The organism is Halegenticoccus soli, assembly GCF_002844195.1.
Taxonomy (GTDB): Archaea; Halobacteriota; Halobacteria; order Halobacteriales; family Haloferacaceae; genus Halegenticoccus; species Halegenticoccus soli.
Window position 1 is genome coordinate 37,394 of the sequence record NZ_PEND01000009.1, and the last position, 18,185, is coordinate 55,578.

Sequence of the window (18,185 nt, forward strand, 5' to 3'; positions counted from 1 at the left end):
CAGGCACAACCCTTTTGCGCGATCGGGCTGTCAATCACATCCACACCCAACATGTCCCCACTTCAGGCGGACGGCTCCGACGCCGCGTCGGAGATGAAGCTGTACGGTCCTCCGCAGCACGAACGGGGTGCCGACGAGGAACAGCGGCTGTACGGTCCCCCGCAGCACGACAGCGGGGCCCCCGACGAGTTCCCGTTCCTCTTCCCGCGGTGGCGAGCGGAGACGGACGACGGGCCGACGGACGATCCACCCGGTGAGGGGTCGCCGCTGACGACGGGCCGCCCGAACTCCGCGACCGTCCTCGACGACTGACGCCGTCGCGGTCCGCCGACCGCAGCGAACCGCTTTTCGATCGAATCTCGACTCTTCGAGTCGACGTGACGTCGCCCGATCCTATCGGCGTAGCGCCGCGAGCGTCTCCGCGGCCTCGCGGGCGGCGGAGAGGAGCTCCTTGGCGCGCCGCGGATCGTCGGCCGCCTCGGCCTCCCGAGCGTACCTGGTCAGCGCCCCGATCAGCGCCGCCCGCGCCTCGCTCAGATCGTCCGAGCCGCGCGGCTCGGCGGACCTCGACGCGCTCGTCGCCGACGCCGGCCGTGCCGGGACTTCCGCACCGGAACTCCGCCCGTCGACGCGCGCGTGCGCCTCCGACGCGGACGGCCCCGGTCCGCGGGAGGCGTCGGCGCTTTCCCCCTCTCTCTTCCCGGGAGCGTCTGCCGGCTCCGGTTCGCTGGCGACCGCCTGGTTCGCTTCCGCTTCGGTGGAGTCAGCCGGTTCCGCAGCGTCGGCGTCCGCCCCTTCCGCGGACGCACCGCTCGCGGTTCGCTCCCGCGCCGCCTCGGCACCCGATTCGCGGCAGATGGGGCAGAACTCCTCGCCGTTCTGGCGGAAGATCGGGTTCCCGCAGGCGTCGCAGTGCTTGTTCGTCATCGTCGCGCCCTTCAGGAGGAGTTCGCTCATCACCTGCGTCGACTTGCGCTTTTCTCTGTCCTTCTCGAACTTCTTCCGGAGCTTCTCCCGCTCGGCTTCCTTGTCGAAGTCGCTCATGTCGTCTACGTGGCGCCTCGCGCCGAAAAAGTCAACGGGACGACGGCGGGAGGGGACCGCGGCGGGACGACGGCGGAAGGAGACCGCGGCCCGGCGGCGGAACGCGACGACCACAGACGGTGCGGCGAGGAACGCTGGGCGGTGGGTGTGGCGGTCTCCGGGGCGCGAACACGACAATCGACGAACCCCACTGTCGTCAGTAGGGGACGATTTTCGAGCGTTCCGAAGCGTTTAATCGGAATCCGGGGGCAGATTTACGTGGTATGTCGAAAGTTAGCGTGGTCGGCGCCGCGGGCACGGTGGGCGCCGCCGCAGGATACGCCCTCGCGCTCCGTGACGTCGTCGACGAACTCGTCTTCGTGGACATCCCGGACATGGAGGACAAGACGGTCGGCCAGGCCGCCGACACGAACCACGGCGTCGCGTACGACTCGAACACGCACGTCCGGCAGGGGACGTACGAGGACACCGCCGGCTCGGACGTCGTCGTCATCACCGCGGGCATCCCGCGCAAGCCGGGTCAGACCCGGATCGACCTCGCGGGCGACAACGCGCCCATCATGGAGGACATCGGCTCCTCGCTCGCGGAGTACAACGACGACTTCGTCTCCGTCACGACGTCGAACCCGGTCGACCTCCTGAACCGCCACCTCTACGAGGTGGGGGACCGCGACCGCCGCAAGGTGATCGGCTTCGGCGGCCGCCTCGACAGCGCCCGCTTCCGCTACGTGCTCTCGGAGCGGTTCGACGCGCCCGTCCTGAACGTCGAAGCGACGATCCTCGGCGAACACGGCGACGCGCAGGTGCCCGTCTTCTCGAAGGTGCGCGTGAACGGCCGCGACCCCGAGTTCACCGACGAGGAGAAAGAGGAGATCCTGGGCGACCTTCAGGAGTCCGCGATGGACGTGATCGAGCGCAAGGGGGCGACTCAGTGGGGGCCCGCGACGGGCGTCGCGCACACGGTCGAAGCCATCCTCCGCGACACCGGGGAGGTCCTGCCCGGATCGCTCGTCCTCGAAGGCGAGTACGGCTACGAGGACACCGCCTTCGGCGTGCCCGTCAAGCTCGGCTCCGACGGCGTCGAGGAGATCGTCGAGTGGGAACTCGACGACTACGAGCGCGACCTGATGGACGAGGCGGCGGAGAAGCTCCGCGAGCAGTACGGAAAGATCGCCTGAACGCCGCACTCGCGGTCGCCGTCACGGTTTCTCGGCCGCGCGATCGCCCCCGGTTTCGGACGCCGATCGGCTCGATCCCTCTTTTCTCACGCGACGAGGTGCTGATAGAGGCTCAGCGCGAACAGCAGGCCGAACGTCGCGGTCGCCCAGGTCGGACTGGCGACGGATTCGAGGATCGGTACGTCGAAGCGCGACCCGACGATCGCGACGATCCCGTTCACGCTGACCGCCAGAAAGACCCCGGTCGGCACCGACCGTCGACCGGTTGCGCCCGTCCGCGCAGCCGTCGGTACCGACCCGGTTTCCCGGCGCTCGGAGCCGCCTCCCTCGCCCTTCCGCTCGAATTCGACGACCGATTCGGCGAGCTCGGAGACGGTCATCCGCCCGTCGCACTCGATCACGCTTCGAAGTATCGCCCGCTGTCGGCTGTCCTCCAGTGCGTCGAAGAGTCCGTCCGGCACCCCGTCGTCGTCGGTTCCATCGCTGTCGGTCTCGTCGCCGTCGGTCCCGTCGCTCGTCGACTCAGTTCCGGCCGGCATTCCTCCGGATCTCCTCCTTGGGCGGTTTCGAAGTTCGCATCGTAGGACCGATCAACGGTGGTCGCAGTCGACGCCCACCCGACGAACGGTCGGCCTCCGGCGCCTCCCGGTTACTCTGCTGGAGTTGGGTGGTGTGTCGGTGCCTCTGATTCTGTCGTCCGTGCGGCGCCGTTTTCGGGTCGCGGCCGCGTCGCCCTCTCGCGCCGGTGCGAGTGGCCGACCCGTCGGAAAGACTGCCAGGCGGACCTGACAGCCCGGCGTGCACAGTGAGTGGTTGGGCTCTCTTCGCACGCCAGTTCGTTTTCCGAGTTACCCCCTAATAGGTGTTTTGTGATTATATGAGTTAAAACCGATCTCAGCGTTTTCACGGCAGCTACCGCCTGTTAACGCTTTAGTTACTCATGTGAGTATTAGAGTGACAATCCGAACCGAGCGCCGCGATGACTCCGAGCGAAAGGGATAACGTGTCTGATAGCTTAGTACACCGATCGGTCCTCGTCGTCCCCGACGGGCGTTCCGGGTCCGGAGTACGATTTCGATAAGATATTTTAGACCGACTGTCAACGGAGAGCAGGTCTGAAATGACGAGGCCGTGGTTGGGCTCATGAGCGATATTTCACACGAGAGGCAGTCGGTCGAACTGTTACAACAGTTGGGTCTGAAAAAGTACGAGGCGGAGTGCTTCGTCGCGCTGACGCGGCTCCCGGACGGGGGAACCGCAAAGGAGATCAGCGACATCACCGACGTCCCCCGAACCCGCGTGTACGACGCGACCCGGATCCTGGAGGCGCAGGGACTGGTCGAGATCCAGCACACCAGCCCCCAGCGGTTTCGGGCACTCTCGATCGATGAGGCGACCGCCACGCTGCGGAGACAGTACGAATCCAAGGTCGACGACCTCGGGGAGTCGTTGCGACGGCTCGAACCCGAAGAACGCACGGACGATGGGCGACCCGTCCACGAAGTCTGGTCGCTCTCCGGGACGGCGGCGATCGAGTCGCGGACCCGTCAGCTCGTCGATGACGCGGACGAGGAGGTCGTCCTCCTCGTCGACGACGCGTCCGCGTCCGAGCGGTTGCTCGACGCCCTCGCCGCGGCCGCGGGGCGGGAGGTCGACGTGACCGTCGGAACGACCTCCGAGTCCTCGCTGGACCGCGTTCGCGAGGCCGCCCCGGACGCGGACGTTATCCGGTCCGGGTTGGAGTGGTTGCACGGCTCGTCGCGGTCCGATCCCGTCGTCCTCTCCCAGGTGCTCCTGGTCGACCGGAACACGCTGCTCGTGAGCTCCCGCGGCGCGGACGACGGGTCCGAGCTCTCCGCGACGGCGATATACGGGTGCGGTTTCGACAACGGGTTCGTCGTCATCGTCCGCCGGCTTCTGACGGCGCAGCTGCGCGGGCTCGACGGTCGGACCGTCTGATCGAGCGCCGATCGACGGTCGACGCCGCGAAACGAGCGAGGGCGGCGTCCGGATCGCCGCTACAACCGCCGCTTCAGCGCCCGCGCGGTCTTTTCACCGATCCCCGGAACGTCCCGCAGGTCGTCGACCGACGCCCGCCTGACGTTCTCGACGCTGCCGAACCGGCGCAGGAGCCGCCGCCGCGTGGCCGGTCCGACGCCGGGAACGTCGTCGAGCACCGTCTTCACCTCGTCGCGGACGGTCTGGTGGTACTGGACGGCGAAGCGGTGCGCCTCGTCGCGGACCCGCTGGAGGACGTGCAGCTGCGGCGCGTCGCTCGGCCAGTCGCGCACGCCGTCCGGCGTGATCACCAGCTCCTCCTCCTTCGCGAGCGCGACGACGGGCACGTCCCACCCCGCCTCCGCGAGCGCGTCCCGCGCCGCCCCGAGCTGCCCGTCCCCGCCGTCGACGAGAAGCAGATCCGGGTCCGGACGGTCGTCGCGCCCCTCGACCACCCGGGTCGCGCGCCACCGGATCAGCTCGCGCACGTTCGCGTAGTCGTCGTTCCGCTCGGGGAGTTTCTTCCGCCGGTAGTCGGCCTTCTCGGCGACGGCGCCGCCGGAGCGCCCCGCGGTACCGCCGTCCGCGACGAAGCAGACGTCGCTCCCGACGACCGCCCGCCCGCCCGCGTGGCTCACGTCGAACCCTTCGATCCGTTCGATCCGATCGAGGCCGAGCGCGTCGGCGAGCGCCCCGAGTTCGTCGCGCGGCCCGGACCCGCGGCGGGCGTTCTTGAGCGCGAGTTCGACGAGCGTCGCCTCCCGTCCCGCGCCGGGGACGCGCACCGCGACGCCCTCCGCGTCGAGCCAGGACAGGAGCTCCCCGTCGTCCGGCCGCTCGGACAGGAGCAGGGCGTCCGGGAGCTCGCGCTCGGCGTAGTACTGCGGGATAAAGGCCGCCAGCAGGGTCGGAACCCGGTCCTCGCCCTCGGGCGCGTCGAGGCGGTGACGCGACCGGTCCACGAGCTGACCCCGCTCGCTGTGGAGGCGGGCGACGGTCGCCGTCTCCCCCTCGATGGCGACGCCGAGCACGTCGACGGCGCGCTCGTCCCGGCGGGCGGAGACCGCCTCCTCGCCCCCGCCGTGGAACGACTCCACCGCCGTCAGCCTGTCGCGGAGGTTCGCCGCGCGCTCGAACTCCCGGCCCTGCGCGGCCTCCTCCATCTCCCGCCGGAGCGGATCGGCGAGGGCGCCCGTCTCGCCCTCGAAGAACCGGACGGCCGACTCGACGTCCTCCCGGTAGGCGGCCTCGCCGATCTCGCCGGTGCAGGGTGCCGAACAGAGGCCCATCTCGTAGTCGAGGCAGGGCCGGTCCCGCCCGGCGTACTTGTGATCCGAACAGCCGCGGAGCCCGTAGGTTTCCCGGAGGGCCTTGACGACCGTCTCGACCCGGCCCTTGTCCGTGAAGGGGCCGAAGACGGTCGCGGCCTCCTCCGGATCCCGCGTGATCTCGATGCGCGGGACGGGGTGCGCGGTGAGCTGGACGAGCGGGTACGACTTGTCGTCCTTCAGCCTGACGTTGTACCGGGGTTGGTGGCGCTTTACGAGGTTCGCTTCGAGGAGGAGCGCCTGCGTCTCGGTGTCGGTCACCGCGAAGTCGATCCGCGCCGCTCGGTCGACCATGCGGCGGATGCGGTCGCTCCGCGGGTCGGCGTACGACCGAACCCGGCTCCGGAGGTCGACCGCCTTCCCGACGTACAGGACGGCGTCGTCGTCCTGGAACTGGTAGACGCCCGGCTCCCGGGGCAACTCGGCCGCGCGCTCGCGGACTCCGCTCGCGTCCATCGGTTCGGATTACGCTCGGACGGGCTTGAGGCTGACGCGTCGGCTCCGCCGCCGTGCGGCGACGCGGTCGACGGCGCGGCGTTCGACGCACGCGCGGCCGGTGGGGTTAAGCCCGCGACGGAGTATCGTTCAGAACATGAACGGTCAGGAAAACCGGGACAGAGAGCGGAGCGAGGCGTCGGCCGACGCGCTCGAACAGCTGTCACACGGACTCAGCACGGCGTCCCACGAGACGCAGGAAGCCGTCTACACCCTCCAGACGCCGAACGTGCCGGACGTAGTCTCCGAATCCGACGTAGCGGAACTCCGGGACGCCGTCGAGACCATCGACGCCGTCCGGGCGCGGATCGACGAGCACCTCGAAGAGCGGTGACGCTTCGTCGTCAGGTCGGGGGACAGTTCCTGCGGGGGCGAGTAGGAGACGCATCGTCGTCTCGGTGAGTCGTCTCGACGGCGCGGTGGTCGGTTCGCAGCGCGTACACGGTTCGACCGCCACCCCGTGGCTCCCGAGTCACCCGTCTCGGCACCGGGAGATACAAGCGCCGACCGGTCGAACCGTCGAGCCATGAGCGACACCGTCCGCCTGTGGCTCGTCGAGCGCTCCTACGACGATCGGAACCTCATCACCCTCGTGTACACGACGCCGGACGGCGAGCGGGCGCTCCGCAAGGAGCAGTCGGCGACGGTCATGCGCCAGCGGGGCGTCGCCCCGACCGCCGCGGTCGACGCCGACCCCTCGGAACTCGAACCCGTCGCCGAGGGGGACCGCGAGCGCTACGCGGCGGAGGCGACGCGGATGGCGGAGCGGCACGACCCCGACGACGAAGTCTGATCTCCTGCCCGATATCGGGCGTTTCGACCCCGTTAGCGGCTATTTTCCCGCGCATACGGTCAAGTATCTGTCGGCCCGACGCGAGACCTAAACCCTTTATTCGATGATAGTACAAACGCCACGCATGGCCGCGATCGAACTCGCAGGCGTGACGAAGCGATTCGGCGACGTCACCGCCGTCGACGACCTCGACCTCACGGTCCCCGAGGGCGAGGTGTTCGGCTTCCTCGGCCCGAACGGCGCCGGGAAGTCGACGACCATCAACATGATCCTCGACTTCGTCCGCCCGACGACGGGGACGGTCCGGGTGCTCGGTCACGACGCCCAGCGCGAGAGCGTGACCGTCCGCCGGCGGACCGGCGTGCTCCCGGAGGGGTTCGACGTGTACGACCGCCTCACCGGACGCAAGCACGTCGAGTTCGCCATCGACTCGAAGGGGACGGACGACGACCCCCTCGCGGTGCTCGAACGGGTCGGCATCGCGGACGCGGCCGACAGGAAGGCCGGCGGGTACTCCAAGGGGATGCGCCAGCGCCTCGCGCTCGGGATGGCGCTCGTCGGCGAACCGGACCTGCTCATCCTGGACGAGCCCTCCTCCGGCCTCGACCCGGCCGGCGCGAAGGAGATGCGCGACATCGTCCGCGCGGAGGCCGGCCGCGGCGCGACGGTGTTCTTCTCCAGCCACGTCCTCGGACAGGTCGAGGCGGTCTGCGACCGCGTCGGCATCCTGCGCGCCGGCGAACTCGTCGCGGAGGACAGCATCGCCGGCCTCCGGGAGGCGGCGGGCGGCGAATCGACGCTTCTCATCTCGGTCGACGACGCGACCGAGGCGGACCTCGACCCGGTCAGGGCGCTCCCGGGCGTCTCCGGCGCGGCCACCGACGGCGACACCGTCACCGTGGCCTGCGATCCGGACGCGAAGACGGAGGTCATCGCGTCGCTCGAAGAGCGGGGCGTGACGGTCAGGGACTTCCGGACCGAGGAGGCCTCGCTCGAAGACCTGTTCCTCGCGTACACCTCGGACGGGCCCAGGGAGGTGAGCGCATGAGCTGGGAGGCGATCGCGCGGAAGGACTTCGAGGACGCCGTCCGATCGCGGTGGCTCCTGGCGCTGACGGCGCTGTTCGTCCTCCTGATCTCGGCCGTGGCGTACATCGTCCGCCCCGCGCCCGGGCAGACGTTCAGCTCGAACGCGATCCTCGGCCTCGTGAACGGGACGCTCGTGACGACGCTGGTTCCGCTCATCGCGCTGATCATCGCCTACGGCGCGATCGTCGGCGAGCGCGAGTCGGGGTCGCTGAAGCTCCTGCTCTCGCTACCGCACTCGCGAGCGGACGTGGTGTTCGGCAAGGTGCTCGGCCGCTCGGCCGCCATCACCCTCCCGGTCGTCGTCGGGTTCATCGTGCCGGCGCTGCTGCTCGCGATCGGCCCGCTCCAGTTCGACGCCGGCTCCTACGTCGGGTACACGCTGCTCACCGCGTTCCTCGGGGCCGTCTTCGTCGCCATCGCGGTCGGTTTCTCGGCCGCGATGTCGTCCCAGCGGCTCGCCATCGCGGGCGCGATCGCGCTGTACCTGCTTTTCGTCCCGCTGTGGGGCGCGGCGCAGTTCCCGCTCCAGCTCTACCTCGTCCTCGGCGGCGGCCCCGAGTGGCTCCCGATCGCCGGCGAGCAGCTGTTCCGCGTCCTCCGGCTCGTCAACCCGACCGGGTCGTTCAAGATCGTCTCGGGGGCGTTCCTCAACGGGGGCCTGTTCTCCGGCGAGAACGCCTCGTTCCACGCCGCGGCGGCCGCGGTGCTCCTCGGCTGGCTCTCGCTGCCGCCGCTCCTCGGGCTCTGGTCGTTCGAGCGCGCCGACCTCTGAGTCCGACGTCGGCCCGGGTTCCGGGGTACCACCGATCAGACGCGGAGGAGTAGCTACGCCGGGTAGTCGATCCCCTTCCCTTCGAGGAGCTGCCTGAACGCCTCCTCGTCGAGCACCGGCACGCCGTTCGCCTCGGCGTCGTCGAGCTTCCGCTGCCCGGGCGAGTCGCCGGCGACGAGGTAGTCGGTGTTCCCCGAGACGCTCCCGGTCGCGCTCGCGCCGTGGGCCTGCACCAGCTCCTGCGCCTCGTCGCGCGTGATCGACAGCGATCCGGTGAAGACGAACGTGGCCCCGTCGAGTTCGTCGCCGCCCTCGATCTCCTCAGAGCGGGGCGTCACGTACCGCAGGAGGTCGTCGATGACCGCCTCGTTCTCCCCGCTCTCGAAGAAGTCGCGGATGTGCTCGGCGACCGTGGGGCCGATGTCGTCGACGCCCCGGAGCTCCTCGGCCGACGCGTTCCGCACGGCGTCGAAGGAGCCGAACTCGCGGGCCAGGGCGCGGGCGGTCGCGCCGCCGACCTTCGGGATGCCGAGCGCCGCGAGGAACGCCGCGAGCGGCGGCTCCCGCGACGCCTCGATCTCGCGGCGGAGGTTTTCGGCGCTCCTCTCGCCCCACCCCTCCAGCTCGGCCACCTCGTCCGGATCGAGGCGGTAGAGGCCGGGGAGGCGCTCGACGAGCCCCTCCTCCCGGAGCTGTTCGACGCGCTCTGCGCCGAGCCCCTCGATGTCGAGCCCGCCCCGGCTGGCGTAGTGCTGGATGGTGCGCTCCAGCTGCGCCTCGCAGGCGAGGCCGCCGGTGCAGTAGGCGATCGGGCCGTCCCGCTCCACCTCGCTGCCGCAGACTGGACACTCGTCGGGGTACTCGAAGTGCCCCTCCGAGTGCTTCTCGACCACCTCGGAGACGTACGGGATCACGTCGCCGGCGCGCTGGACGCGCACCCTGTCACCGATGTTCACGCCGAGCGACTCGATCTCGTCGGGGTTGTGCAGCGTCGCCCGCGAGACGGTGACCCCGCCGACGTCCACAGGATCGAGGAGCGCGACCGGCGTGAGTCGGCCGGTGCGGCCGACCTGGATCACGACGTCGGTCAGGGTCGTCACCTCCGAGCGGGCGGGGAACTTGTACGCGAAGGCCCAGCGGACGGCGCGCGATGTCGAGCCCAGCCGCTCGCACGTTTCGCGGTCGTTCACCTTGATGACGACGCCGTCGATCTCGTAGTTCAGCTCGTCGCGCTCGGCCAGGAGGCGGTCGCGGTACTCGATCGCCCCCTCGACGTCGCCGACGAGCTCGGCGCGGTCGTTCGTCTTCAGCCCCCACTCGGCGAGCTTCTCGTACTCTCCGAGATTCGTCTCAACGCCCTCGATGCCGTCGCCCTCGGCGGCCATCACGTCGTAGAAGAAGCAGTCGAGCGGGCGCTCGGCGACGACCGACGGGTCGAGCTGCCGGAGCGTCCCGGCCGCGGCATTTCGGGGGTTGGCGAACGGGTCGTCCCCCGCTTCGACCCGCTCGCGGTTGTGGGCCTGGAAGGCGTCCTTCGGCATGTACACCTCGCCGCGAACGGCGAGAAAGTCCGGGTAGTCCCCGCGGAGGTGCGTCGGCACCGTGCGGATCGTTCGGACCTGCGCGGTCACGTCGTCGCCCTCGCGGCCGTTGCCGCGGGTCACCGCCCGCTCGTAGCGGCCGTCCTCGTAGATCACCTCCGCGGAGAGGCCGTCGAACTTCGGCTCGCAGACGTACTCGACCTCCCCGACCGCGCGGCGGACGCGCTCGTCGAACGCCCGCACGTCGTCGGCGTCGCCGCTCCCCTCGATCGACAGCATGGGCGCGACGTGCTCCACCGTCTCGAGCTCGTCCATCGGCTCGCCGCCGACGCGGCGGGTGGGGCTGTCCGCGGTCTGGAGGCCGAACGCGTCTTCGAGCTCCTGCAGCCGGGTGAACAGCGCGTCGTAGGTCCGGTCGGCGACGAGCGGCTCGTTCTCGACGTAGTACCGGTAGTCGTGCTCCCGGACGGCTTCGCGGAGCAGGCCGAGCTGCTCCGCGGCCCGTTCCTCGTCCAGCTCTTCGATGGGGTCGAAGTCCGTCGGCGGGTCGCGCAGGTACGGGTTCGACGACGCCTGCTCGCTCATTGGGAGCGCTTGGAACGTCCCCGGCGTAAAGTCTCCGGAGACGGGGGCGACGGAGTGCCGGGGCCGCACAATCCCCGCGAGTGCACCGCCGTCGAGTGGCGACCTTTGCAGGCACCCGCGACGCTTATCCCTCGGGAGTCTCCAGTGAGAAGTATGCCAGAGGACCCGGAGGACTTTCTCCTCCTCAACCCCGGTCCGGTGCCCGTCACCGACGAGGTACTGCAGTCGATGGCCGAACCCATGGTCTCGCACCGCTCTTCGGCGTTCGAGGCCGTCTACGAGCGCGCACAGGACGGGCTCGACTACGTCTTCACGCGGTCCACCCTCGACGGCGAGTCGACCAGCGAGGGCGGCACCCCGCTGATCCTGAACGGCACCGCGACGATGGGGATGGAGGCCGCCGTCGCGAACCTGGTCGACGGCGACGCCGAGGTCGTCTCCCTCGTCAACGGCAAGTTCGGTCGGCGATTCGCCCGCATCGCCGACCGCTACGCCTCGGTCACGCGCGTCGAGGCCGACTGGGGCAAGTCCATCCCGATCGAGGACGTCCGCGACGCCGTCACCGACGACACCGACCTCGTCACGATCGTCCACAACGAGACGAGCACCGGCCTCCTCAACCCCGTCGCCGAGGTGGGCGAGATCGCGGCCGAGCACGGCGCGCGGTTCATCGTCGACGGCGTCACGAGCATCGGTGGCGACGAGTTCCGGATCGACGACTGGAACGTCGACGTCGCCATCACGGACGCGCAGAAGGCGCTCGCCGCGCCGCCGGGAACGAGCGCGATGTACGTCGCCGAGGGCGTCGAGGACGCGATCGACGGGGAGTCGGCCCCGTTCTACGAGGACCTCGACTGGCACCTCCGCAAGGCCGCCCAGCACCAGACGCCCTTCACCAGCGCCGTGCCGCTGTTCCGCGCGCTCGCGGTCGCCGTCGAGGACATCGTCGAGGAGACGATGCCCGCCCGCATCGAGCGCCACCGCGCGCAGTCGCGGGCGTTCCGCGAGGGCTTCGCCGCGATGGGGCTCGATCTCTTCGCCGACCCCGAGGGTTCGACGGCGTACTCGAACACCGTCACGGCCGTCTCGCTTCCCGAGTCGATCCGCGGCGACGACGCGACCGACTTCTTCGACGCGGTCAAGGCCCGCAACGTGAGCATCTCCGGCGGCCAGGCCCACCTCGGCGGCGAGATCTTCCGCGTGAGCAACATGGGCCGCCTGCCGACCGAGCAGATCCTCCGCGGCGTCCGGACCGTCGGCGAGGCGATGGACGATGTCGGCGCGGACGTCGATCTCGACGCGGGACTCGACGCCGCCGCGGACGAACTGGACGCCGAAGCCGACGCGGTCGAGGCGTAGCGCGGAGCGCGCTCCGCGTCGGTTTTCACGCCGTTTTTCCGGGCCTCCCGACCGTCGGCAATCGATTCCGGGTGTGCGCGGTCGATTCACTTCCGGGCCGGACTTACGTCGCCGCCGGCCGAACGACGATCCGCATGTCTGAACGACAGTTCGCCGTCCTCGTCAACGCGGACACGGACAGCGTCGGCCCGGCCGCGAACGGGCTCGAATACGCGATCGACCTCGACGACAGCGGCTACCACGTCGAGGTGTACTTCGACGGTTCGGCGACGCAGTGGCCGCCGCTTCTGGAGGAGAAGCCGGAGCACCCGGTCAACAAGTACTACGAGGAGATCCAGGAGCGGAACCTCCTCCAGGGCGTCTGCGGGTACTGCGCCGACGCCTTCGGCGTGGCGGACGAGAACGAGGAGCTGGGGGTCGAACTGCTCGGCGGCCGCGAGGACCACGGTCCGCACGTCGGCGAACTGGTCGACGAGGGGTTCGAACTGATCACCGTCTGAGCCGGTATCGTCGTAGATTCCGGATTCGATTTCGCTTCTTTCAAGTCGGGGGTTCGATCGCCTCGCGAGGACCTTCGCAGCACCGCTGTCGCGCATAAGCTCTGTCCTTGCTCGACCTTTCCATATCCCGATATACGGTTTATCGAGGCTTCGAAGCGAGCAGGGGCGACGGCGCGGAGTCGGCGTGCGCTCGTCGATTCGGCCTCCTTCGAATCCTATCGCCCGCCCTCGTCGTCGAGGGCTGTCGCGCTCGACGTCGTCGCCGTTCCGCGCGGGTTCGATGTCACGTAGCCCCGCCGTCAACTCGCCGGCTCTCCGTCATGGGGCGTGCGCCGTCGGCCTCGCGACCGGTTCGACGTGTACCACCGGGGACGCGTCGAACGACGTTCCCTGGGCGTCGCGGGCGGCCTTCGCGGACCCTGACCTCCTCATCGTCGGCGGGCGCATGCCTGCGAACCTCGCCTTCGTCGGCGATCTGGACGCCGAGCGCGGCGATCAGGGCCGCGCGCTCGCCTACAGATTTAAACCGATCATCGCGATACGAAACCCGACCCGCTCCAGTTCGTCGGTCCGTTCGTCGGCGGGGTAGACGACGGCGGGGACTTCGCCGTCGTCCGCCGCCGCGAGCGCCGGCCCCACGGCGTCGAGCGCCTCCGAGGCCGTCTCCGCGACGGCGACTCGAAGCGTCGTCGGCCACGCGTCGACGCGGAAGTCGACCGCCTCGTCCGTCGTCACGCCCTCGCCGTAGCGCTCGTCGAGTCGCTGTTCGACTCGCTCTCGAAACGGGACGCGCGTCTCGTCCGTCGGAATCGGCGTCAGTTCGCCGTGTTCCTCCCGGACCGTCTCCATCGGAATCCCCAGCGTCGTCCGGTCACTCCCGGCGAACAGTAGATGCGTCCCGTAGAACCCGTCCTCGCGCTCTACCCCGATGACGCTCCCGCTGTCGCCCCCGGCGCTCATCGGGTCGAACACGTCCACGCCCTCGAAGACGACCGCCTCGTCGTAGTACCCGCCGACCCTGATGCGGGCGTCCCGGCTCCGCAGGTCACCCGTCGTGACGCCGGTGGTTCGACCGCTTTTCACGTACTCCTCGCCGAACCCGGCGTCTGTCCACCCTCGGAGCGATCCGACCCCGAGCACGTCGTCGCGGAGGTCAGCCTCGTCGACCGCGACGAGAGCGCTGTCCGTCCGGTTCGCCCCCTCGGGCCGGATCTCGCTCCACTCGCGCAGCTCGCCGATCCCGTCCGCCGGACCCCCGCCGTCCGCCGGCCCCGGCTGGTAGATCGGATCCCCCCGCTCGGCGATTTCGACGGGCGCGGCGACGTGGGCGTTCGTGAGCGCGACTGTCTCCCCGTCGTCCGTCCGCAGCGGCGGCGTCCCGAGGGTGCCGGCGGTCACTTCGGGGTGACCGATGGAGACGCCCGCCGGCGCGGGCCGCCACCGCCGCTTCCGGTCGCGGCCCGCTCTCTCTACCGGTCGGACCGTCGCCTGAAAGCGAACGTCCCCCACCTCTTGCACGTCAGTCTTCACCTCCCTGTCGTCGATCCTCACCGTCTCGGGGAGGCACTCCGCGTCGCGCAACTGCGCCCGCGGAACCTTCCGGCTGACGAGGACGACGACCGCCTCCTCGTCGGTCTCCCGGTCGTCGACGCGCTTCGGTCCGATGCCCGTGCCGACGACGTTCGGGTACGATTCGAGTTCGTCGCGCACGTCCTCCGGGATGTGATCCATGCTCACTATTCTCACTGTTCGAGGATAATTCTTTTCGTCGACGTGTCGTAACGTAACGGTCTTCTCCGTTCGCAGCGCTTGCCGTAACTGCCGGTTATAAGTCACTCAAAGAATATGCGTCGTACACATGACCCGCGGCTTTCACACCCGAAGTCTCCACGCCGGACAGGAGCCCGATCCGGCGACGGGTGCGCGCGCCCCGCCGATCCACCAGACCACCTCGTACCTGTTCGACGGCGCGGACCACGCCGCCGACCTCTACGCGCTCGACCGCGAGGGCGACGTGTACTCGCGCATCTCGAACCCGACGACCCGCGTCCTCGAAGAGCGGCTCGCCGACCTCGAAGGCGGCGTCGGAGCGGTCGCCACCGCCTCTGGGATGGCGGCCCTCGACGCGGCGACGAGCATCCTCGCCGAGGCCGGGGACAACGTCGTCGCCGCCGCCGACATGTACGGCGGCACCTCGACGTACCTGACGAAGATGGCGAGCCGCCGGGGGATCGAGACGCGCGTGGTCGAGACGCTGGACTACGACGCCTACGAGGGGGCGATCGACGACGACACCGCGTTCGTCCACGTCGAGACGATCGCGAACCCTTCGCTCGTCACGCCGGATTTCGAGCGCCTCGCCGAGATCGCCCACGAGCGCGCGGTCCCGCTCGTCGTGGACAACACCTTCGCCACCCCGGCGCTCTGTCGACCGATCGAACACGGCGCGGACGTCGTCTGGGAGTCGACGACGAAGTGGATTCACGGCTCCGGAACCACCGTCGGCGGGATCCTCGTCGACGGCGGGGCGTTCCCCTGGGATCATCCCGACGCCGACTACCCGGAGCTTTCGGGCGAGAACCCCGCCTTCGGCGTCGACTTCTCCGAGCGGTTCGGTGAGCGGGCGTTCGCCGCGGCCGCCCGCCAGCGCGCCGTGCGGAGCCTCGGCAACCAGCAGTCGCCGTTCGACGCCTGGCAGACCCTCCAGGGGCTCGAAACCCTCCCGCTCCGGATGGAGAAACACTGCTCGAACGCCCGCGCGATCGCCGAGTTCCTCCGCGACCACGACGAGGTGGGGTGGGTCACCTACAACGGGTTCGAGGATCACCCGACCCACGAGAACGCGACCCGATACCTATCGGGGTACGGCGGGATGATCACCTTCGGTCTCGCCGAGGGCTTCGAAGCGAGCAAGCGGCTCTGCGAGGAAGTCGAACTCGCCTCGTTCCTCGCGAACGTCGGCGACGCGAAGACGCTCGTCATCCACCCGGCGAGCACCACCCACGCGCAGCTTTCGGAGGAGGAACAGCGCGCCGGGGGCGTCACGCCGGACATGCTCCGCCTCTCCGTCGGGATCGAGGACGCGGACGACGTGATCGACGACCTCGACCGCGCCATCGAGCGCGCGACGCGGGGGTGACCCGGTGACGGTCACGATCGACCGCGGGGCGCGCTCCCTCGGGGAGTTCCGCTTCGAGTGCGGCGAGACGATCGACGACCTCGAAGTCGCCTACGAGGCGTACGGCGAGTTCGACGGCGACAACGCGGTGCTCGTCTGCCACGCGCTCACCGGCAGCCAGAACGTCGCCGGCGGCGGGTTCCGATCGCGAGGAGCCGACGGGTCCGCCGGCACCGCGGGCCAGGCGCGCGCGTGGTGGAACGACATCGTCGGCCCCGGCAAGGCCGTCGACACGGCGGAGTACTACGTCGTCTGCGCGAACGTCCCCGGCTCCTGTTACGGCACCTCTGGTCCGCCGAGCGCGGGGCCGGACGGCGAACCGTACGGAACCGACTTCCCGCCGGTGACGGTCGGCGACTGGACGCGCGCGCAGCGCCGCCTGCTCGACGATCTCGGCGTCGGCCGCCTCCACGCCGTCGTCGGCGGCAGCGTCGGCGGGATGAACGTCCTCGACTGGGCGAAGCGCTACCCGGACGACGTGCGGCGGATCGCGCCGGTCGCGACGGCCGCGCGGCTCGACCCGCAGTGCCTCGCCCTCGACGCTATCGCCCGCCGGGCCATCACGACGGACCCGAACTGGAACCGCGGCGACTACTACGGCGGGGAGCCGCCGAGACGCGGTCTCGGCCTCGCCCGGCAGATCGGCCACGTGATGTACCTCTCGAAGGACTCGATGGAGCGGAAGTTCGGCCGCCGGGCGGCCGGCCGGGACTTCGCCGGCGACGCTTTCCCCGCCGATCCCGCGGCCGCCTTCTTTCCCTACCGTGACGTGGAGTCGTACCTCGACTACCAGGCCGAGAAGTTCGTCGACCGGTTCGACGCCAACTCCTACCTCTATCTGACCCACGCGATGGACGACTACGACCTCGCGGAGGGGTACGAGTCCGACGCGGCCGCTCTCGCCGCCTTCGAGGGCGAGGCGCTCGTGATGTCGTTCACCGGCGATTGGCACTTCACGACGGAGCAGGCCGAGTCGCTCGCGGCGGCGTTCCGGGAGGCGGACGCGCCGGTCGCCCACCACGTGATCGACTCCGACCACGGCCACGACGCGTTCCTCGTCGAACCGGAGAGCGTCGGCCCGCCGCTTTCGGACTTCCTCGCCGACGGCGTCGGCGGCCGGGCCGTCACGGACACCACAGAGCGCGAGCCGGAGTTCGCGCCCGTCCACAACAGCCTCTTTTCCGGGTGAGCGGGCGCGGATCGGGAGATGGGGTGCGGACCTCGGGAGGGCTTCGGGTCGGAGAGCGCGGTCCGCGGATTTTCGGGCGGACAGACGGCACAGCGGCGACGGCGCGAAGGTAGCGGCGGCCGCGCGAAGCGGGAGAGGTGACGCGAGGGAGGGTGCCGTGCTATCGCGAACTCCCTCGCGGCGGTTCGTCAGCGCACACCTCGCGGTGGTCCCGTCATCGTACGTAAAGCCTCGCCGGGAACCGCGCGGCTTTACTCCGAGCCGACCGAGGGAGCGACCAATGGCGCACTTCCCCGAGTTCGAGGTCGTCCCGGCGGTCGACGTGCAGGGCGGCGAGGTCGTCCAGCTGGTGCAGGGCGAGCGCGGCACCGAGAAGGCGTACGGCGACCCGGTCGAGGCGGCGCGGCGGTGGGTCGACGAGGGCGCGCGGACGCTCCACCTCGTCGATCTCGACGGGGCGTTCGAGGGGGAGCGGCGGAACGCCCCGGCGGTCGAGGCGATCCTGGATGCCGTCGACGTGGACGTCCAGCTCGGCGGCGGCATCCGAACCGCGGTCGACGCGATCTCGCTTCTCGACCGCGGCGTCGATCGGGTCATCCTCGGCACCGCGGCCGTCGAGAATCCCGAAATCGTCGAAGAGATCGGCGCAGAATACCCGGGGGCGGTGGTCGTCAGCCTCGACGCGAAGGGCGGCGAGGTGGTCGTCTCGGGATGGACCGAGGGAACGGGCCTCGACCCCGCCGAGGCGGCCGCGCGCTACGAGGACCTCGGCGCGGGCGCGATCCTCTTCACCGACGTCGACGTCGAAGGACGGTTGGAGGGCGTCCAGACCGAGCGCGTCCGGCGGGTCGTCGACGCCGTCGACATCCCCGTCGTCGCCAGCGGCGGCGTGGCGACGCTCGACGACGTGCGCGCGCTCCGCGACGCCGGCGCCGCCGCGGTCGTCGTCGGGACCGCGCTCTACGAGGGGAAGTTCACGCTCCGAGAGGCGATGGCCCTCTGAGCCGGTGCCGCCGCCGATCGACTCCCGCCTCAGGGGATCGCCCGAGCGGCGGTCCGGCGGAAACGCCGGGAAAGCGTTTCGGCGCCGGAGTACCCGCCCGCCAGCGTCAGTGGCAGACCCAGAGCGATTCCGGC

17 protein-coding genes are annotated in these 18,185 nt (G+C 70.0%); 12 read left to right on the plus strand and 5 right to left on the minus strand.

The annotated features are described in order from the left end of the window. Positions 1 to 51 precede the first annotated feature (51 nt). Entirely contained in the window at positions 52 to 312 is a 261-nt protein-coding gene (locus tag CNO20_RS20325; RefSeq protein ID WP_101298040.1) for a hypothetical protein, read from the plus strand. 81 nt (positions 313 to 393) lie between these two features. Here the strand turns inward: CNO20_RS20325 and CNO20_RS20330 are convergent, their stop codons facing one another. After that, complete coding sequence (locus CNO20_RS20330) at positions 394 to 1,044, minus strand: Sjogren's syndrome/scleroderma autoantigen 1 family protein (RefSeq protein WP_101298041.1); 651 nt, start codon at positions 1,042 to 1,044, stop codon at positions 394 to 396. 263 nt (positions 1,045 to 1,307) lie between these two features. Between CNO20_RS20330 and mdh the strand changes: the two genes are divergently transcribed. Next, entirely contained in the window at positions 1,308 to 2,222 is a 915-nt protein-coding gene (gene mdh, locus CNO20_RS20335; RefSeq protein WP_101298042.1) for a malate dehydrogenase, read from the plus strand. 86 nt (positions 2,223 to 2,308) lie between these two features. Here mdh and CNO20_RS20340 read toward each other — a convergent pair whose 3' ends face one another. Next, positions 2,309 to 2,761 carry a hypothetical protein gene (locus tag CNO20_RS20340; RefSeq protein ID WP_101298043.1) on the minus strand — a complete coding sequence of 151 codons (453 nt, stop codon included), beginning with the start codon at positions 2,759 to 2,761 and terminating at the stop codon, positions 2,309 to 2,311. A 604-nt stretch (positions 2,762 to 3,365) separates the two neighbouring features. Between CNO20_RS20340 and CNO20_RS20345 the strand changes: the two genes are divergently transcribed. Then, a complete protein-coding gene (locus tag CNO20_RS20345; RefSeq protein WP_101298044.1) occupies positions 3,366 to 4,181 on the plus strand; it encodes a TrmB family transcriptional regulator in 816 nt (271 codons plus the stop codon). Positions 4,182 to 4,240: 59 nt separating this feature from the next. On the opposite strand, the gene CNO20_RS20350 is transcribed toward CNO20_RS20345, so the two are convergent. Further along, entirely contained in the window at positions 4,241 to 6,004 is a 1,764-nt protein-coding gene (locus CNO20_RS20350; RefSeq protein WP_101298045.1) for an excinuclease ABC subunit C, read from the minus strand. A 136-nt stretch (positions 6,005 to 6,140) separates the two neighbouring features. Here CNO20_RS20350 and CNO20_RS20355 point away from each other — a divergent pair, with 136 nt between their 5' ends. The 4 genes from CNO20_RS20355 (at position 6,141) to CNO20_RS20370 (ending at position 8,696) form a co-directional block, all read left to right on the plus strand. Beyond that, positions 6,141 to 6,377, plus strand: coding sequence for a hypothetical protein (locus CNO20_RS20355; RefSeq protein WP_101298046.1), 237 nt, complete (start codon positions 6,141 to 6,143; stop codon positions 6,375 to 6,377). A gap of 192 nt (positions 6,378 to 6,569) precedes the next feature. After that, positions 6,570 to 6,836: a DUF7967 family protein gene (locus tag CNO20_RS20360; protein ID WP_101298047.1), complete on the plus strand. Its 267-nt coding sequence runs from the start codon at positions 6,570 to 6,572 to the stop codon at positions 6,834 to 6,836. Positions 6,837 to 6,960: 124 nt separating this feature from the next. Further along, on the plus strand, positions 6,961 to 7,884 hold the full coding sequence (locus CNO20_RS20365; RefSeq protein ID WP_101298048.1) for an ABC transporter ATP-binding protein: 924 nt from the start codon (positions 6,961 to 6,963) through the stop codon (positions 7,882 to 7,884). After that, on the plus strand, positions 7,881 to 8,696 hold the full coding sequence (locus CNO20_RS20370; protein WP_101298049.1) for an ABC transporter permease: 816 nt from the start codon (positions 7,881 to 7,883) through the stop codon (positions 8,694 to 8,696). Before CNO20_RS20365 ends, CNO20_RS20370 begins: the two co-directional genes overlap by 4 nt. Positions 8,697 to 8,749: 53 nt before the next feature. On the opposite strand, the gene ligA is transcribed toward CNO20_RS20370, so the two are convergent. Beyond that, positions 8,750 to 10,822: an NAD-dependent DNA ligase LigA gene (ligA, locus tag CNO20_RS20375; protein ID WP_101298050.1), complete on the minus strand. Its 2,073-nt coding sequence runs from the start codon at positions 10,820 to 10,822 to the stop codon at positions 8,750 to 8,752. A 153-nt stretch (positions 10,823 to 10,975) separates the two neighbouring features. Here ligA and CNO20_RS20380 point away from each other — a divergent pair, with 153 nt between their 5' ends. Both CNO20_RS20380 and CNO20_RS20385 read left to right on the plus strand, forming a co-directional pair. Further along, complete coding sequence (locus CNO20_RS20380; RefSeq protein WP_101298051.1) at positions 10,976 to 12,181, plus strand: pyridoxal-phosphate-dependent aminotransferase family protein; 1,206 nt, start codon at positions 10,976 to 10,978, stop codon at positions 12,179 to 12,181. Between the two features lie 134 nt (positions 12,182 to 12,315). Then, positions 12,316 to 12,681 carry a DsrE family protein gene (locus CNO20_RS20385; protein WP_143423307.1) on the plus strand — a complete coding sequence of 122 codons (366 nt, stop codon included), beginning with the start codon at positions 12,316 to 12,318 and terminating at the stop codon, positions 12,679 to 12,681. Between the two features lie 513 nt (positions 12,682 to 13,194). On the opposite strand, the gene CNO20_RS20390 is transcribed toward CNO20_RS20385, so the two are convergent. After that, positions 13,195 to 14,412 (minus strand): chymotrypsin family serine protease, encoded by a 1,218-nt coding sequence (locus CNO20_RS20390; RefSeq protein WP_101298053.1) that lies wholly within the window; start codon positions 14,410 to 14,412, stop codon positions 13,195 to 13,197. Between the two features lie 127 nt (positions 14,413 to 14,539). Here CNO20_RS20390 and CNO20_RS20395 point away from each other — a divergent pair, with 127 nt between their 5' ends. The 3 genes from CNO20_RS20395 to hisA all read left to right on the plus strand — a co-directional run bounded on the left by CNO20_RS20395 (position 14,540) and on the right by hisA (position 18,051). Then, entirely contained in the window at positions 14,540 to 15,820 is a 1,281-nt protein-coding gene (locus CNO20_RS20395) for an O-acetylhomoserine aminocarboxypropyltransferase/cysteine synthase family protein (protein ID WP_101298054.1), read from the plus strand. Positions 15,821 to 15,824: 4 nt separating this feature from the next. Then, positions 15,825 to 17,048, plus strand: a complete 1,224-nt coding sequence (gene metX / locus CNO20_RS20400) for a homoserine O-acetyltransferase MetX (protein ID WP_101298055.1) — start codon at positions 15,825 to 15,827, stop codon at positions 17,046 to 17,048. A gap of 280 nt (positions 17,049 to 17,328) precedes the next feature. Beyond that, entirely contained in the window at positions 17,329 to 18,051 is a 723-nt protein-coding gene (hisA, locus tag CNO20_RS20405; protein WP_101298056.1) for a 1-(5-phosphoribosyl)-5-[(5-phosphoribosylamino)methylideneamino]imidazole-4-carboxamide isomerase, read from the plus strand. Positions 18,052 to 18,185 lie beyond the last annotated feature (134 nt).

Bases quoted from the DNA above. Each gene is read 5' to 3' on its own strand.
- CNO20_RS20325 (WP_101298040.1), top strand. From the start codon at position 52: ATGTCCCCACTTCAGGCGGACGGCTCCGACGCCGCGTCGGAGATGAAG.
- CNO20_RS20330 (WP_101298041.1), bottom strand. From the start codon at position 1,044: ATGAGCGACTTCGACAAGGAAGCCGAGCGGGAGAAGCTCCGGAAGAAG.
- mdh (WP_101298042.1), top strand. From the start codon at position 1,308: ATGTCGAAAGTTAGCGTGGTCGGCGCCGCGGGCACGGTGGGCGCCGCC.
- CNO20_RS20340 (WP_101298043.1), bottom strand. From the start codon at position 2,761: ATGCCGGCCGGAACTGAGTCGACGAGCGACGGGACCGACGGCGACGAG.
- CNO20_RS20345 (WP_101298044.1), top strand. From the start codon at position 3,366: ATGAGCGATATTTCACACGAGAGGCAGTCGGTCGAACTGTTACAACAG.
- CNO20_RS20350 (WP_101298045.1), bottom strand. From the start codon at position 6,004: ATGGACGCGAGCGGAGTCCGCGAGCGCGCGGCCGAGTTGCCCCGGGAG.
- CNO20_RS20355 (WP_101298046.1), top strand. From the start codon at position 6,141: ATGAACGGTCAGGAAAACCGGGACAGAGAGCGGAGCGAGGCGTCGGCC.
- CNO20_RS20360 (WP_101298047.1), top strand. From the start codon at position 6,570: ATGAGCGACACCGTCCGCCTGTGGCTCGTCGAGCGCTCCTACGACGAT.
- CNO20_RS20365 (WP_101298048.1), top strand. From the start codon at position 6,961: ATGGCCGCGATCGAACTCGCAGGCGTGACGAAGCGATTCGGCGACGTC.
- CNO20_RS20370 (WP_101298049.1), top strand. From the start codon at position 7,881: ATGAGCTGGGAGGCGATCGCGCGGAAGGACTTCGAGGACGCCGTCCGA.
- ligA (WP_101298050.1), bottom strand. From the start codon at position 10,822: ATGAGCGAGCAGGCGTCGTCGAACCCGTACCTGCGCGACCCGCCGACG.
- CNO20_RS20380 (WP_101298051.1), top strand. From the start codon at position 10,976: ATGCCAGAGGACCCGGAGGACTTTCTCCTCCTCAACCCCGGTCCGGTG.
- CNO20_RS20385 (WP_143423307.1), top strand. From the start codon at position 12,316: ATGTCTGAACGACAGTTCGCCGTCCTCGTCAACGCGGACACGGACAGC.
- CNO20_RS20390 (WP_101298053.1), bottom strand. From the start codon at position 14,412: ATGGATCACATCCCGGAGGACGTGCGCGACGAACTCGAATCGTACCCG.
- CNO20_RS20395 (WP_101298054.1), top strand. From the start codon at position 14,540: ATGACCCGCGGCTTTCACACCCGAAGTCTCCACGCCGGACAGGAGCCC.
- hisA (WP_101298056.1), top strand. From the start codon at position 17,329: ATGGCGCACTTCCCCGAGTTCGAGGTCGTCCCGGCGGTCGACGTGCAG.